Consider the following 15,960-nt stretch of genomic DNA (forward strand, 5'->3'; position numbering starts at 1 on the left):
TTTCTTTATTTAGTAATCTCTGCTAATACAGGTTAGCAGAGACTATTCTTGTTTCAATTATATATTTCCGAATCCGACCATTATTTCTTCATCAGTCGCATGGTATCGTGGATTTGTGTTCCCTTAATATGGAGAATATAAATCCCGGCAGGAAGACCGGCAACATTGAGACGAATCAAACGATCGGAGGCTACCGCAACAGTTTGCTGAAATTGAATGCTGCCATTCATAGTAGCGATTTCGACCTTGACAGCCTCATCCTTACCCGGCACTCCGATTAACAATGGTCCATCGGTAGGGTTTGGGAACACAGTGGCCTGGTTGTTTCCATCAAAATAGATGGTTTCCTGATAAATTCCCTGACAATCTTTATCGGTACGGATGCTTATGCGGTTCTCTCCTTTCTGCAATGGTATGTTCGCCATTTGAGACTGCGTAGTTACTGTATTGTCATTTACCGTAATATAATAATTCTTGCCTCCATTCAGACTATATTGCGCAACGCCTTCCGATGCTTTCACCTTCATCACGTTTAAATCCTGAGGTTGCGACACCACTATCGTGAAATTTTGCTTATAGCCGCTAATGTCTGCGGATGTAATTTCTACCGTGTATGTGCCGGGAGCCAAACCGGACAAACTATAGCCCGACGTAGCGGTAGCAGTTTTACTGTAACTTGTTCCCTTTATGTTCAATGAATAGCTGAACGGCAAAGTAAATGTAATATCAAGAGCTCCATCGTTGCTGTCGCGGCAGGTGCAATTGGATACTTTAAGCTTGCAATTGCTATTGCCGGGACAAAAACCTGCAACAAGCGTACGTGATCCGCTGACGGTGAAAGTGTATGATGCATTTGAGGAAACCAAAACTCCGCCTTCCGTCCAACCGGAGAAGGCATATCCGGTTGCAGGAGTGGCTGTCAGGGTACATGAGGAACCATTGCTGTAAATACCGCCACCACTGACTTTTCCGCCGGCATTGTTATTGGACGAAATGGTTATGACCGGATCGTTTGCCGATGGCTTGGAAAAATCGCTGTTATTGGTTACATAAACATCATTAATGTTAATTGGAGAACCTCCGTTTGCCCACAATCCGACGATATAAACGTGAGACGATGTAAAAGCCGTCGTTGTGCCCGACTTCGTTGAGTTCGACAGATTAATAACCGCCCTGTTATTGGAGTCGAAAGAAGCTTCCGTCGGCTTGGTCCAATAACTATTTTCGTCAAACGCCCGCACAACGGTTCCACCCGGAGGAACAGCTCCAAGTTGTACCACCAGATATTTGTAGCCAGACAAATCGATTCCGTTGTTATAGCTCCATCCCCCAAAACCCCACTGACCAGGCACAAACGTATGGGTAGTGGCATTAAAGGTACCCGTGGCGTAAATAGATGGATTGAACAGATCTGCCGTTAACGGAAAATAGGTAGAGCGGACGTTCAAAGTCAAACTTTTCGCACTGCCCATACCGCCCTGATAAGTAACTGTAACCGTTGCATCACCATTGGCTGTTGCAATTAAGAGTCCGTTTTTAATGGATAAAGTTGATGGACTTGAATTTGCATAAGTTGCACTCAGCGTTACATCTTCGGTATGACCGTCTTTGTATACGGCTGTTATTACAAAGCTTTTATTAGTTCCGGTCACCATCGTAATATCAGTTGCATCTGTTTTCAGGTCACTCAGGGTCAATGCATCTTCGCTGTAGCCCACAAAGGACTTATCGAAAAACGCATCCTCAGTAAAATCTTTCTCTGTGGAGAACCAGTCAACATCGACATAACCACCCGTGGCTACCGTGGAATAATTAAAAATCCCGAAACGATTACCGACGAACACCGATAGATTGTACTGCATAATCAAAGACCCTACTTGTGTATAAGTCTTATTATCTGTACTGTAATAAAAATCGGCCTGACTGGTAGCATAATTGGCAACTGTCCGCAGGTAGATTACACTATCGTTTACAGCCGCGCCCAGTTGCTGAGTTTTGGTTCCGGAATTCAGGAAAAGCAAGCGCTTTTGTCCGCTGACCATTTTCACTCCAAGAAAAGCGTACGGATCCTGGAATACGCACAAACCTGCCACGTCACCTTCCGCCATATTTGCTGTATGCAGCTTAACGGTGCCGTATGACAAATTCTGATTGGCCGGAAAGCCCAGAATACGTTGTGTCAGGGTATTTTTCGCTTTTGGAAGGCTATCTGCAACATTTGCCGCATACAAGCGCAAAAATCCCGGACGCTTCACTAACGACCATTTTGAATTATCGGGATTATGATTCCATTCCCACTGAGAAGCCAGCTTGTAATCCCTGAAATTATCATTAGTAGGCAAATTCGTAACTGCATACGACCTGCCGACGTTGGGTTTTTTATACGAAGTAACATCTTTTCCGCTCACCCCGACCATCGGCCAGTTGTCTACCCAGGTTACCGGTTCCAGATTCGGCAAACGCCCATAAGCACCTTTGTCGGCAAAGAGCATTGTCCACCATTCGCCGGTTTGTGTTTGAATCAGAGCTCCCTGATGAATGCGACTGCTGTTGAACACTTCTTTTTCATCGTACGGGCCAAAAATAGACGACGACCGGAATGCCACCTGAGTAGCATAATATCCACCGGTTGTAGAATAGATGTAATAATATCCGTTTATTTTATACAAATGGCTTCCTTCTGTTGCCGCGTTATCAATGCCCGATGGAATATTTCCGAAGGTAATTGCCTGATCTTTCACGACATTAAAATCGGCATCCAGTTGCGCAATATGCAACTTTCCGATGCCATAGACGATATAGATTTTATCGTCATCATCAAAGAAAAGGCCGGCATCATAAAAAGAAGAGGATAGTTTTTTCTTCGTCCACGGACCTGCGGGATTGGTGGCTGTCAGCAAGTAACTACCCTCGTCCAGCGTATTGAAATGAAGGTAGTAAGTGCCTTTATGATATTTCAGGCTGCTCGCCCATTGCCCACGGCTATAACGATTACAGCCATCTAAATTATAGCAATTCGTCGACTCGATTTTGTCCAGAGGATTGCTGCAATATTCCCAGTTCACCAGATCGTACGATTTTAATATGGTGGCTCCCGGGAACTGGTGCATGGTAGTAGTCGACATGTAGTAAACATCCCCCACGCGAATAACATCAGGGTCAGGAAAATCGCCAAAAATAACCGGGTTTTTGAATGTACCGTCGCCGTTATCACTATTGGAAAGGTATGTAAAATCGGGTCGTGGACAATTATTGAGGGCATATTGCTGATACCAGTGAAAACATGACCATGGACATGCCTGCGGATCATTAAGGAAAACAGTATCTTTAGGAGCTGCCACGTGGGTAGAGTCAAATTTTGCCAGCAAATCAGGGCCAGTAAACAGCAGCCAGCTTACATTTCCCGAATCGTCGGTAATCTTTTTGAAATTTGCCCCGAATCCGTTTCCACCCGCCGTTCCGGTACTGTCTTTCCCCCAGGAAGAATTATATTTTGCGGGAGCCCAGTCCATTTCGGTAACAACAATCGGAGCTATGTTGGCCGCAGGTTTCACCTGCGTATCCCATCCTTTCTGAAAATCGGCATAGCCCTGACCGCTGTTAAACCATCCCGGGTACATGTGCACCGCATAGCCGATATTCTTTCCCTCGATAGGATTTACAGCAAACCCCTGATACAAGGCTTGATATCCGAGGCCCGGAACCCAGAGAATATTGTCAGCGCTGGAACGGATGGTATCAACAACTGCCTGAAAATATTTTTTCAGATTATCGAAATGTCCCTGCGAACCGGCGCCGTAGGTGCCATCCGTTCCCTGGATAGTAACCGGTTCGTTAGCCAGCTCAAACATTACATTGGAATTATTTTTTAATTTGGGATGCTGAGCAACATAACCCCAGACTTTAATCAAATACTGATTATAAGCATCTCCGACTGCAATTTTTTCGGGACAGACACCGGGAGGTCGCATAATGACATACAATCCTTTGGATATGGCGTATTCGGCCATCGGAATGAACACGTTATCAAGAGCAGTTTTGAATCGGTCGAAGCTAAATGCGGATATGTCGTTTTCGCCTGTAACAGCAGCACCCGGAGTGTTCGACCAGTATGGATCCATGTGTAGGCGGATGAAATTCATTTTCCAGCCCGCTTTCAACATGTTATCAATCAAACCCTGATTATATTTCAAACATCCGGAGACATCATAATTAGTCCAGATTTTTCCCTGCTCGTTAAACCAGGGAGAATAAGTTTGAGCGAATCCATGCAAATTAACGATATTTCCATGGGTATCTTTCAGATAGCGCCCATCTACGTGCAACCGCGGCATCGGTGACCCCACCCATGCACTGACATGAGAGGTAAAAGCCACAAGCCAGACCAGCAGCAGCAATGATTTCAGGTTCTTGTTTTTCATAGCAAAATATAGGTATTTAAGGTAATAGGTGTATTAGTAAGCCTTGAACTTACGGAGAATTCGTCACGAACTCTTTCTTCGCTCTATCAACTCTTTTCGGCATTCCGATGGTTGCGGAATATTGGTTCGTCTACCGATAGCGAACCTGTTTCATAAGGAAGTCGTCTTGACTTCGGAAGTTATGTAACTTACCGTTTATGTTTACTCATCAACCCCTCCTAACCTCCCCTAAATGGGGAGGAACTCGTCTTTAAAACGAGCAAATTCTATTCATTTTGCAATGTTACAGCCCCCATTTTGGGGGTTGGGGGTCAAAATGAAAAAGTCAAGATGACTTCAAGGAATCAGTCTCCGGTATTTGTTCCTGACTTCTTCAAAAAAAGGCTTCATTCCCTTCTTTTTAGTCCGAAGAGTCTACGTAAAAACGAAAGACTACAAATGAGGCGGTAAAATTCAGAAAAAAAACAGTATCCAAATTCAATTTTTAGACATGAAATTTCTAAAAACAGACAGATATAACGGTCTATCACCGACTTTGGATGAAAAGAGCGGCTCCAACAAGGAAAAGTTTTGTTTCATGAGCATGCGAACATAGAGAAACCTTGCGGCTAAATTGCACACCGAGGAATCGAATCAATGATGATACACAAACACAATAAGTACAACTGTCTTATCAATCCAGATACCCATCAAGTCTTTTAAGTCCGCAAAAACAGAAAGTGGCGGACACAATGCCCGCCACTTTCTTTACAAACTACTGCACCACCACAGAGCAGTAACATTCGACAATACTTTTGCCATACCATAACAATTCCGTCAATCCATTGGAAATGAAATTCTATCAATAACTACTCCGGGATCGACGGCATATATTTTCAACGTATGTTTACCCGGAACAAGTCCTTTCAACTCTACTTTTGCCTGCACATAATTATTCATAATGCCGTTACTCCGGACAGAGCCGTTTTCGTCCTCTTTACCACTCGATCCGAGCACTTCAACCACCTTTGAAATCTGGTTATCAATGCTCACATGCACCCTTAGTTGCATTCCGGGGCAAATTCTAAAAGAGGGCAGAAAGTCAATTAGTACATTATTATCTCCTCCTTTTGTCTGAAAATCATACTCAAGACAAGGTGCTGAATTGTCGCCCACATTCCATGAAGACTCTAAACCGGCAGGTTTTAAAGCCAACGCTTTTCCGGTAGCGCCCAAACCCTGGATCATCTTCCAGTTGGCTTTTCCCGAAGACGATCGGCGATCGGCAGAATTAGCATCCCGCCATTTACGATCGGGATTAGCAGTAACAGCTGAAGTGCTCCATCCCTTTTCGCCCCATGGCCAGCGCACCTGACTATTCCAATCCATCAGACTCTTAGCCGTTTCGGTCTCCTTGCCGGGCATCATGTACTTCCATTTTCCACCCGCAACGTCGTTATTATAGGAAGCAACCTGTTCATCGATATACTGACACAGGCGGACAATCTCCTTTGTTGCAGCAACACTGTCACTGCCCAACTGAATATCCCTGTCGGCCATAAAAATCAACCCCGCTGCACCAAGAACTCTTGCCGAAAATCCAACCATCTCAAAATAGGCATCTTTTGTTTTTCCGTCGATCTGAACAGCTATTTTTGCTTCGTTATCCAAAAGCTGTTGATAGTCGTGTTTCAGTTGTAGCGCCTCTTCCCGCGGCAGAGAGACCGCCCACATACGGTTCATCTCCTCCGGTTTTCGGATAGTGCCCAACCGATAAAATTCACCCAACAAATCGGCTATCGGTTGTCCCTCATTTTCGCCAAACTGCTTTTTAGCGAAGTCGCTTAAAAATTGAGGCTGCGAGTCAATATTTTTCTCGTTTATATTCCATGCAAAACGCGCAAAATAATCCATCCCGATCTCCATCGGTTTAAGATCGCCCACATTGAGAACCCATATCTTTCGCGCATCGTTTTCCCATGCCTTATGCAACTCTTCCCACATCAAGGCCGGAGGTGTCGTATTCATCCACAAATAAGAATGAGGTCCGCCATAATAAGATAAATGCCAGTAAACGCCGGCTCCTCCCGATCGTGTGCGTTCGGCAGCAGCTCCCAATCGACGGATATATCCAAAATTATCGTCTACCCACATAATCGTCACATCATCGGGCACTTTCAGCCCTGCATCATAAAGCGGCAACACCTCTTTGTACGGGACAAAACACTGAGCAACATCGCCCCACTCTTTCGTTACATTTTGATTGATCAAGGCTCTTTGATCGTCAAATACCTGTTGTACAAGATTAATTCTATCTGGAATTCCGACTGGCGGGGTTTCCATCCCCCGATCATGAATTCCTCTGATACCCAATGTCCACACAGCCTCTTCAGATCGGCGTTCCTTTACGCTTTGTGCCCAATATGCATGTATCGTATCACGATTCAGGCTATAATTCCAGGGTCCTTTTGCCTTTTGGTCCCAATGAATATTATTGCACAGCATCGGTTCGCAATGCGACGAACCCGCTACAATCCCATACCGATCGGCCATTGCAACATTTTCGGGCACCAACCCAAACTCCGTACTGCATTCGTGCATCGCCGGCCAGATATAGTTCAACCGAAGCCTGAGCATCAGTTCAAAAACCTTTTCGTAAGTCTTCGGGCCTATATTTCCAAAAGCGGGATCGAATGTCTGCTTTGCCCATTTATACATACCCCAATCTTCATCATTAATAAAGATTCCCCGATATTTTACGGATGGAGAAGCCGATGTATAACTCAGATTTTTAATAGACAACGACGAGCGCTTAACGACCGGCACGTCAGCCCACCAATACCAGGGAGAAACTCCAATGGCTTCCGACACCGAAAAAACGCCATAGGCTGTACCTCTGCGATCGCTACCCGCAATGACCAATGCCTTTTTCACTCCCGGAAAAGGATTCTCTACAGTTTTAATGACAAAACGTTCCCACTGACCGCGTATGGGTGCAACGTCCAGCTTCTTAGCTGTAACCAACTGATTTATCAACCGGTTTTTCTCTACCGTACCGACAATAATCACCTCATCTGCCGGAAACGATTTGTCTGCAGCAATACATTGAGGCTTTTTACCGGTCACCCGTTCAATATCGGAGGCAAGGAGATTTCCCGATTTCTTAACCACTTCATAATCGTTGACATCAAAACAAATCCGTGTGGCTTTTGATCCGGCAACTACAGGAAACGAATTTTTATCCTGAGACTGGTGCAAAACTTCAATCTGAGCCCACAAAAGCTGAGGGAGACACAACACAAACAGTAATATTTTTTTCATACAGACACACTTAAAACATGTATATCAGACAATTAAAAACACAAGTTTTCAACAACACAGCTTCAACGCCGGAATGCAATGTTCCGGTCTTCAAATTTAGGAAAAAACAGACATTCCTGAAAGCTACGTGCAAAACTACTGTCTTTCCATAGCTCATCGGCATCTCCCTGGCTTCTGGTTTGCAGGATGCTTAATGCTGATTACCGCTTCGCCTTCATCCAAGCTATTCAATCTGCCATACCACACTATCAAAAGAATTATATTTAACCAAAAAACTATTTTATGAATTGTTTTTCGTAGTTTTGAAGCTGAATACCAATGAAAAAAGCGATGGGTAGAAGCGGATTAGCACAAATAAAGACTTAACCGTGATTAGAGCAGAGAAAACAACACAGACGCGATAGCCGATATAGGCAAATACTATGAAAAAACAAAATATCAATACAATAGATATTCTGATAGAAAGATTATCGGAAAATTTTTCCAAGGTAAAAAACTTTGATAAACTTCAAGAATCAGAAGAAGGACGAAAAATATTCGATTTTATTATTAAATCCATATCTGATATGGAAAATTTTCAATCGCTTTTTCTAAATTATTATATTCCAGCTTCCAATAAATCAATAGTAGAAAGTTGGAATCAAGTTAGGAGTTCGAAATACAAGCATTTAATGAATGTTTCAAGAGAAGATCTAAAAGATAATTTATACGAAACCATTAGGCTTGGATATATTGGACTGTTTCATAAATATGAATCATATCTAAAAGCTTTAGTTGACGCTGTAAATTTTTTATTTCGAGAGTTGAATGAAGAAAATAATCTTTTAAGTATTGAAGATTACTGCAAAAAAGAATTTCATGTCAATATCTATAAATCACATGATCTATTTTTAATCACAAAAAGAATTAATTATATTTCAAATTGCATCAAACATTGGGATGGTTACCCAATAAAAGAACCAATTCACCCTAATTTTAGATATTGTAGAACTGATAGAAAAATAGAAATTGAGAAAGAAGCTTTCAAAATGGATATTGATTTATTAAAAACGCATTGTCAGTTTTTAATGACGCAAATAATAATGATTGGATTTAAACAATATTTCGAACTCAATGATGAGATAATCAAAAAAAGTTTGACCCCTGAAGCATTAAAGGATCTTGATACTAATAAAAAAATGGGGCAAATTAAAGATAGTATCAATATTATATTATCAGATTTTATTCAATAACTAGCATCTAATTCATAACTCCGCGCCAGCGCGATTACATCGCGTGGGCAAACCATGTAGCTGAGAAACAAAACAACCTGAAAGAAAAAATATATGACAGGAATAGTTCATTTTGAGACATTTTTATTGGCTGGTATGTTATTAAACTTAACACCAGGTAATGACACCATTTTCATCTTGACAAAAAGTATCGGACAAGGAAAAAAAGCTGGAATTATTTCAACTTTAGGAATTGCGACAGGAAGCGTTGGGCATACTATTCTTGCTGCATTTGGACTTTCCATAATTATTACGAAATCAATAATGCTCTTCAACATTATTAAATATCTTGGAGCTGCATATCTGTTTTATATAGGCTATAAAATGCTCACAAACAGAGCTCAACTTAATACTAACGGAATAATTGAGACAAAATCAGTCGACTACCTGAAGATTTACAGAGACGGCTTCTTTACTAACATTTTAAACCCTAAAGTTGCACTTTTTTTCATTGCATTTCTTCCTCAATTTATAGACCCTACATTTAGCAATACAGCTTTCCCATTTCTTCTGCTTGGCACAACATTTATAACAACAGGAACAATTTGGTGTTTGATTTTAGCGGTATTCGCCTCCAGTATTTTTGCAAAATTGAAAAACAACAAAAAAGTTTCGACTTACATAAACAAGATTTGTGGACTAACAATGATTGGACTTGGGATAAAAGTCGCATTGATTGACAGGAAATAAAACTCTCCGGCTAGCGCAAATCTCCTTCTCTGTGCTATAAATTGTTCCATTAACCATGCCCCGTTACAATCCCGAAATACATCATCGCCGTTCCATCCGGTTGAAAGGATGCGATTATTCGCAGGCCGGATTGTATTTTATCACGATATGCGTACAGGATAGAATATGTTTGTTCGGCAAGGTGGTAAACGGTAAAATGGAATTAAACGAGGCGGGTAAAATCGCCGTTAGTTGTTGGTTGGAAATTCCCGCCCATTTTCCAAACGCAACGTTGCACGAATACGTGGTAATGCCCAACCACATTCACGGCATCATCGAATTATCCGGAACGTCCGTAGGGGCGAAAAACATTTCGCCCGAAATTGGGACGGAAAACGAAACGGTCAGGATAGGGGCGAAAGATTTTTCGCCCATTTATCGCGAAACCGGCACGCCGGATAATAAGGCGAAAAATTTTTCGCCCCAACGGCCGGAACCGTCGAAATCCGAATCGTCGAGACCGCGCGGAACATCACAAACCATCGGGTCGGTAGTACGAGGATTCAAAATCGGGGTAACAAAATGGCTGCGCCAAAATTCGAACGTACACCACGTTTGGCAGCGCGATTATTACGAACACATTATCCGCGACGAATTGTCGTACATCCGCATTGCCCGTTACATCAACGATAATCCCGCGAAATGGCAGGGCGATAAATTCTATGGCGTCTGAAATAACCAATGGTTCGTAATGGTGATCAACCATTCATAAATATATTCTGTCGTTATTTTCAGTTTTGTTTCGTCTTCCCCCTAAAAACGCCCATCCAAACCCATCTATTTTTTATAAAAAACTCACATAATTAATAATTTTGGTAAATTTATACTGTTTCATGGGATTTCCGGTATTAATTTTGCAGTCTGAAATCACCTTATTACAACCAAGACATTTTCAATGGATCAAGTAAAATTTGTCGCTGAATATGCCGCCCACCTAATGGGCTGTGGCATACACACTTCCAGAGTGATCCGGAATACAAAGCGATTGGGCGACGCGCTGAATTTTGATGTCAATATCAGCGTATTCCAAAAGAGTATTATTCTGACTATTCAAAAAAACGAAACTCAACAGATCTTTAGTGAAGTAATTGAGATTCCGGCGCTACCCATTAGTTTTGAGCACAACGCTGAACTCAGCGGCCTGAGCTGGGAAGCAGTGGACCGAAAACTCTCTTTCGAGGAGATCAAGGCAAAATACGACAAAATTGTTTCTGCACCAAGGATGAACCAGTGGCTGGTATTACTGCTTGTCGGACTGGCCAACGCCTCTTTCTGTCGCTTGTTCGGTGGCGACTGGCTTTCGATGTTCATTGTCTGCATTGCCACGTTTGCAGGCTTCTACACCCGACTGTTTCTTCAGGCGCGCAAGATAAACCATTACATCATCTTTATCGTTTCGGCCTTTATCGCCTCCATGCTGTCGTCGACGGCTCTGCTTTTCAACACCACTTCCGACATTGCACTTGCCACCAGCGTGTTGTATCTCATTCCGGGCGTTCCCCTCATCAACGGCGTGATTGATATTATTGAAGGGCATACACTGACCGGTATCAGCCGTCTTACGAATGCCTTTTTGCTGATTATCTGTATTGCCATCGGCCTTTCTTTCACATTGTTCCTCTTTACAAACCGCTTAGTATGATACTATTCGATATACTCTCCGACGGATTATTCGGTGCGATCGCTGCCATCGGTTTCGGCGCCATCTCCAATCCCCCGAAACGGGCTTTTAAGTTTATTGCACTACTGGGCGCTATCGGTCATGCCTGCCGCTTTTGCCTGATGACTTACCTGCATGTCGATATTGCTTCGGCTTCGCTGGTCAGCGGATTGATTATCGGCTTCGGCAGCCTGTGGCTCGGCAAACCGATCTATTGTCCCACCACGGTAATTTTCATTCCAGCGCTGTTGCCCATGATTCCGGGTAAATATGCCTATAACACCATTTTTTCTCAGATCATGTTTTTGCAAAATATTAATCAACCCGATTTAAAGGCAAAATATATGGAAATGTTTTTCTCAAATGGGATGGTTACCATCACGGTTATCTTTTTGCTGGCCATCGGAGCCACCCTTCCAATGTTCATTTTCCACTCCCGTTCGCATTCATTGACCCGAAGGGCATATAAATAACAGTCAGGTTATTCTACAAGTTATCAGACCAAAAAATCAAAGGATTGCCTCCTCAATGGAAGCAATCCTTTTTCGTTGCATCAGATTTTCCGACCGATATAGAATACGTAACCATAATAGGCTTTGTATTTACGATACAGTTCCGCTTCGTGCCGCTGATAGGCAACCAACTCTTCGGCTGTAGTATTACCGGCATATTTTTTCAGAAATTCATCCTGCACGGCAGCCTGTTTTACGTAAAAATGATCTGTCCAGCAGGTTTCGGGCAGGATAAATGTTGCCACAGGCATGTATCCAGCCTTCTGCATCTGAGCTGTCTTCACCGCAATGGTATCGATTTCGGGATATGCGTTCTTCCAGAAAGCGTTGATCTCTTCAGGGCGTTCGTGGTAAACCACGATGCCTCGGTAACGGCCAGATAACCGCCAGTTTTAAGGAAACGACGCCATTCGTTCACGCCCCGTTCGAAACCAATATTATAAATGGCGCCTTCCGACCAGATCAGATCCAGTTCTTCATCCTGAAAAGGCAGATTCTCCATCGAACCGACTATCCCCTTCACACGCTGTTGTAATTTCAGCGCTGCCGCGTTGGCATTGAAGAGGTCTACAAAGTGCAGAAAGAGGTCGATGCCGGTAATCTCTCCGGGAGCATACTGCGCCAGCACCATTGTCTGGCCTCCCGTTCCGCAACCGATATCGGCAATGCGCGAATGTTCGGTCAGGTTATCGACAAAACTCAACGCTTTCAGGGTCACTTCGGGACTGCCCGGCCCCTGACGGTCAATACTCGCAAAATATTCACAGATTAAATTAAAGTCGAAGTCGTGAATTGAACTATTTTCGTTACTCATGATGTTTAAATGATTTGAATGACTGCAACAACGGTAGAAATGAACAGGTTCATCTCATTCCGGCAGTCAGGTTGTTAAATAAAAGATACGATAAAGTTTCCCGGTCAGGAAAGAGTCCGGGAGAATTCGAGGGGATAACCGCAGAGTTTCAGTCCGGGGTTATTTACTTTACAATGTCCGTAGTAGATTTAAACATCCAACGATTTTAGTAATGCAAAGATAAGGATTTTATGAACAATTATTTCCGAATCGGCCTGAAAATTAAGCACCAATATGTAATACTGCTGATTCATAACCCCGACTTTTAAGTCGGGGATAATACTATATCAAAGATGATTGGCTTTAGCCATAACTTTTATTCATCCAGTATTTCATCAGTCTGTTTTCATGGCTAAAGCCGGAAAGCACTCAATTCCAAGCCTGCTCCGCCCTAAAGTGGCGGAGTTATAATAATCAGCCTTATACAAAAAAGCCCGTCGTTACTCTTCATGAGCAAGCGACGGGCTTTTACGTCGAGCAAGACGATTATTCGTTGTCAAACGCTTTCAGATCTTTATAACTTTTTATCAATGAGTCGATATCCTTCATTTTTTTGAAGAAAAGCAATAAACCAATGCTTAAACCAATACAGGCTCCCACTACCACCCCTGTGATGGCCGCGGTGTTATTCAGGTTTTTATCGAGCACCACCAACAGCACAAACAGCGGCACAATCAGTATAAGTCCCACCACAGTTCGCATTCGGGTAATTACCTTGTAACGGATCGCCTTTTGAAGTAGCTCTGCTGTTGAGCAGGTATCAATTTGCATCCGGTTCAGTAAATAAATTTTATACACCTGCCATAATCCGCACAATACAAACACCGAGGACAGGATGATAATTGAGGATAAGGCATAAAAACCGGAAAACCAGGTCACCACAGTAAAGCCTGTAAAGAAAATACACAGAATAAGGAAAGCCACTTCGAAACGCATCAATTTATCCTTCGCCGATTGATGACGCGTATTCAACATTTCATTAATTAATCGTTTGTTCAGCACCTCTGTTTTTTCGAGACGCTGGTTCAGTTCGCTCCATGATTTTTTTATTTCGTCAAGTTCCATAATAGTTGTTTGTTAATGATTCGACATTTGAGACAGCTTCTCTTTGATACGGTTGATGCGCACACCAACATTATTGCGGGTAATCCCTACGATTTGAGCAATTTCATCATACGAACGCTCTTCGAGATAGAGCAATACAATTGCCTTTTCAATTTCGTTCAGGCGGTTAATCAGCGTGTAGAGTTCCTTGATTTGCGAGGTATCGATAGAGTCATCGTACACAATCAGATCCTCCGACAAAGCCGTAGTTTTGGGCCTCGATCCTGATTTGCGCATAAACGTCACGCAGGTATTCAGAGCAATACGATATATCCAGGTCTGCACCTTGCAATCGCCCCGAAACGTCGGGTACCCCTTCCATAAATTGATGATCACCTCCTGAAAAAGATCCTGCGGAGTATCGGCTTCGTTGGCGTACATATAGCAAAACTTGTATATCAACGCTTTGTTTTGCTCAATCAGTGACACAAAATATTGTTGTTGATCTTCCATTCAAATAATAGTTGTTTTTAATGAGTTGATCCGTTGGATTCGAGCTGGCCCGGCTACGAACTCCGGCACGGTTGCATGCATGCTAACTCTTGTGTTTGTTCTATTAGTCGCATAAACGACTGTAATATTACAGCTTTTCGGAAAATAATTAACATAAACCAGAATCTTCTTTCTCTGTCGTTATGTATCTAATTAAAAATCATGAAATAACGGTCGAAACCTTTATCGTTCGGGTTACGCAAAAAATGCTGCAAAAGACTCTCTCTTGCAGCATTCAAATCCAATCAATCAACTTATTTTCTTACATGACTCGTTTTACAACGCCATCATTGTATTCGAAATAGAGGGGAACGCCGGTCGGAATTTCTAGTTTCAGTACTTCTTCTTCCGACAGCCCGTCGATGTGCATCACAATCGAACGCAAACTGTTACCATGCGCCGATACCAACACATTTTTCCCGGCTTGCAACTGCGGTAGAATTGTGTCGGTAAAAAACGGAATGGTTCGTTCTGCCGTATCTTTCAAACACTCACCGTCAGGAGGAGCCACATCGTAACTGCGCCGCCAGATATGCACCTGTTCTTCGCCGTACACCTCCGCTGTTTCGGCTTTGTTCTTTCCCTGAAGTTCTCCGTAATACCGTTCGTTCAGGTGCCAATCGCGATACACCGGAATCACGTTCCTGCTCATGGCATCGTTGTAAATAGTAGTCCATTCAGCCATTTTTCCTTCGGTATGAATCACCACCGGAGTCTTCTGGCTATTGTTGGCCGCCATGGCGATCATGGCCGTTTCGATGGCGCGTATCTGCACCGAAGTAAATATCACATCGAATTCGATGCCGGCAATCTGTTCTCCGGCTTTCAATGCTTCGCCCACACCTTCGCGGGAGAGAGGCACGTCCACCCATCCCGTAAATACATTCTTTTTGTTCCAGACCGACTGTCCGTGACGTATCAATATCAGTTTTGACATAATATTCTCAGTTTTCATGTTGAACATTTTGATTCCGAAAGTTACAACATCAAAAAGGGCTTGTCAAGAGAAAAGTGAACCCGAACGAGGGAAGCAATTTCAGGGCTTTTCCCGGACATTTCGGTAAGGTGTCGCAATAAAAGTTACATAAATGTAGCTACGGCAACTCATCACTCCAATGTACCATGCTAGTTATTAATAAATTGAATTACTGGCACACTTTTTATTACACAAACTAATGAAGAACAAGTTATCACGCGGCAACAAATAAGATGAACAACGAATCGACCGAAATATTGACCCTGATAAAGATCAGCAGCTTTGAAAATACTCCCTTCTATATTTTCATGAACGAAGAGGGAGAATTCCGTTCGCTGGAAGCCAACAAATCTGCGCTAATGCTCGAACCCGGAGCGATAGTCAAAGCCAGCATTCGTAAAAAAGGGTGCGCCGGCAGAGAAATTACCGCACTTTGTTCTCTACCGTAATCAAGCACTTCTTCTCCGGAATTACACCTTTAAGATGTTGATAAGGGGCTTCCGCCCCTGTGCCCCCGACTTCCTTTTTGTCTTAAAACAAAAAGGAAGCAAAAAATTCAAGGCTATGCCCGCTTCGCTCAAAAAACCGACGTTCGCCAAGCTAAATCGCCCAAACTCACTCCTTCCTTGCGTCAGGAGTTTC

At 43.0% G+C, this 15,960-nt stretch carries 11 protein-coding genes and 1 pseudogene; 6 read left to right on the top strand and 6 right to left on the bottom strand.

Going from position 1 to position 15,960, the window contains the following annotated elements:
• Positions 1 to 80 precede the first annotated feature (80 nt).
• Positions 81 to 4,421, bottom strand: a complete 4,341-nt coding sequence (locus F8N35_RS07205; RefSeq protein WP_293050752.1) for a family 43 glycosylhydrolase — start codon at positions 4,419 to 4,421, stop codon at positions 81 to 83.
• Positions 4,422 to 5,237: 816 nt separating this feature from the next.
• Positions 5,238 to 7,721 (bottom strand): glycosyl hydrolase 115 family protein, encoded by a 2,484-nt coding sequence (locus F8N35_RS07210; RefSeq protein ID WP_293050754.1) that lies wholly within the window; start codon positions 7,719 to 7,721, stop codon positions 5,238 to 5,240.
• A gap of 422 nt (positions 7,722 to 8,143) precedes the next feature.
• Between F8N35_RS07210 and F8N35_RS07215 the strand changes: the two genes are divergently transcribed.
• From F8N35_RS07215 to F8N35_RS07235, 5 genes are all read left to right on the top strand, one after another.
• The gene (locus F8N35_RS07215) at positions 8,144 to 8,953 is read left to right on the top strand and encodes a hypothetical protein (protein WP_293050756.1); all 810 of its coding nucleotides are present in this window, start codon (positions 8,144 to 8,146) and stop codon (positions 8,951 to 8,953) included.
• Between the two features lie 93 nt (positions 8,954 to 9,046).
• Entirely contained in the window at positions 9,047 to 9,682 is a 636-nt protein-coding gene (locus F8N35_RS07220; RefSeq protein WP_293050758.1) for a LysE family translocator, read from the top strand.
• 55 nt (positions 9,683 to 9,737) lie between these two features.
• Entirely contained in the window at positions 9,738 to 10,394 is a 657-nt protein-coding gene (locus tag F8N35_RS07225) for a transposase (protein ID WP_293050760.1), read from the top strand.
• Positions 10,395 to 10,616: 222 nt separating this feature from the next.
• A complete protein-coding gene (locus F8N35_RS07230) occupies positions 10,617 to 11,363 on the top strand; it encodes a threonine/serine exporter family protein (protein WP_293050762.1) in 747 nt (248 codons plus the stop codon).
• Positions 11,360 to 11,854 (top strand): threonine/serine exporter family protein, encoded by a 495-nt coding sequence (locus F8N35_RS07235; RefSeq protein ID WP_293050764.1) that lies wholly within the window; start codon positions 11,360 to 11,362, stop codon positions 11,852 to 11,854. Before F8N35_RS07230 ends, F8N35_RS07235 begins: the two co-directional genes overlap by 4 nt.
• Positions 11,855 to 11,934: 80 nt before the next feature.
• Here F8N35_RS07235 and F8N35_RS07240 read toward each other — a convergent pair.
• From F8N35_RS07240 to F8N35_RS07255, 4 genes and pseudogenes are all read right to left on the bottom strand, one after another.
• Positions 11,935 to 12,707 (bottom strand): annotated as a pseudogene (locus F8N35_RS07240) (methyltransferase domain-containing protein).
• Between the two features lie 525 nt (positions 12,708 to 13,232).
• On the bottom strand, positions 13,233 to 13,811 hold the full coding sequence (locus F8N35_RS07245; protein ID WP_293050766.1) for a hypothetical protein: 579 nt from the start codon (positions 13,809 to 13,811) through the stop codon (positions 13,233 to 13,235).
• A gap of 12 nt (positions 13,812 to 13,823) precedes the next feature.
• Positions 13,824 to 14,303 carry a sigma-70 family RNA polymerase sigma factor gene (locus F8N35_RS07250; RefSeq protein ID WP_293050768.1) on the bottom strand — a complete coding sequence of 160 codons (480 nt, stop codon included), beginning with the start codon at positions 14,301 to 14,303 and terminating at the stop codon, positions 13,824 to 13,826.
• Positions 14,304 to 14,604: 301 nt separating this feature from the next.
• A complete protein-coding gene (locus F8N35_RS07255) occupies positions 14,605 to 15,279 on the bottom strand; it encodes a 2,3-bisphosphoglycerate-dependent phosphoglycerate mutase (RefSeq protein ID WP_293050770.1) in 675 nt (224 codons plus the stop codon).
• A gap of 272 nt (positions 15,280 to 15,551) precedes the next feature.
• Here F8N35_RS07255 and F8N35_RS07260 point away from each other — a divergent pair, with 272 nt between their 5' ends.
• On the top strand, positions 15,552 to 15,767 hold the full coding sequence (locus F8N35_RS07260; RefSeq protein WP_293050772.1) for a hypothetical protein: 216 nt from the start codon (positions 15,552 to 15,554) through the stop codon (positions 15,765 to 15,767).
• Positions 15,768 to 15,960: the final 193 nt, after the last annotated feature.

This window comes from Paludibacter sp., from assembly GCF_009712605.1.
Classification (GTDB): domain Bacteria; phylum Bacteroidota; class Bacteroidia; order Bacteroidales; family Paludibacteraceae; genus Microbacter.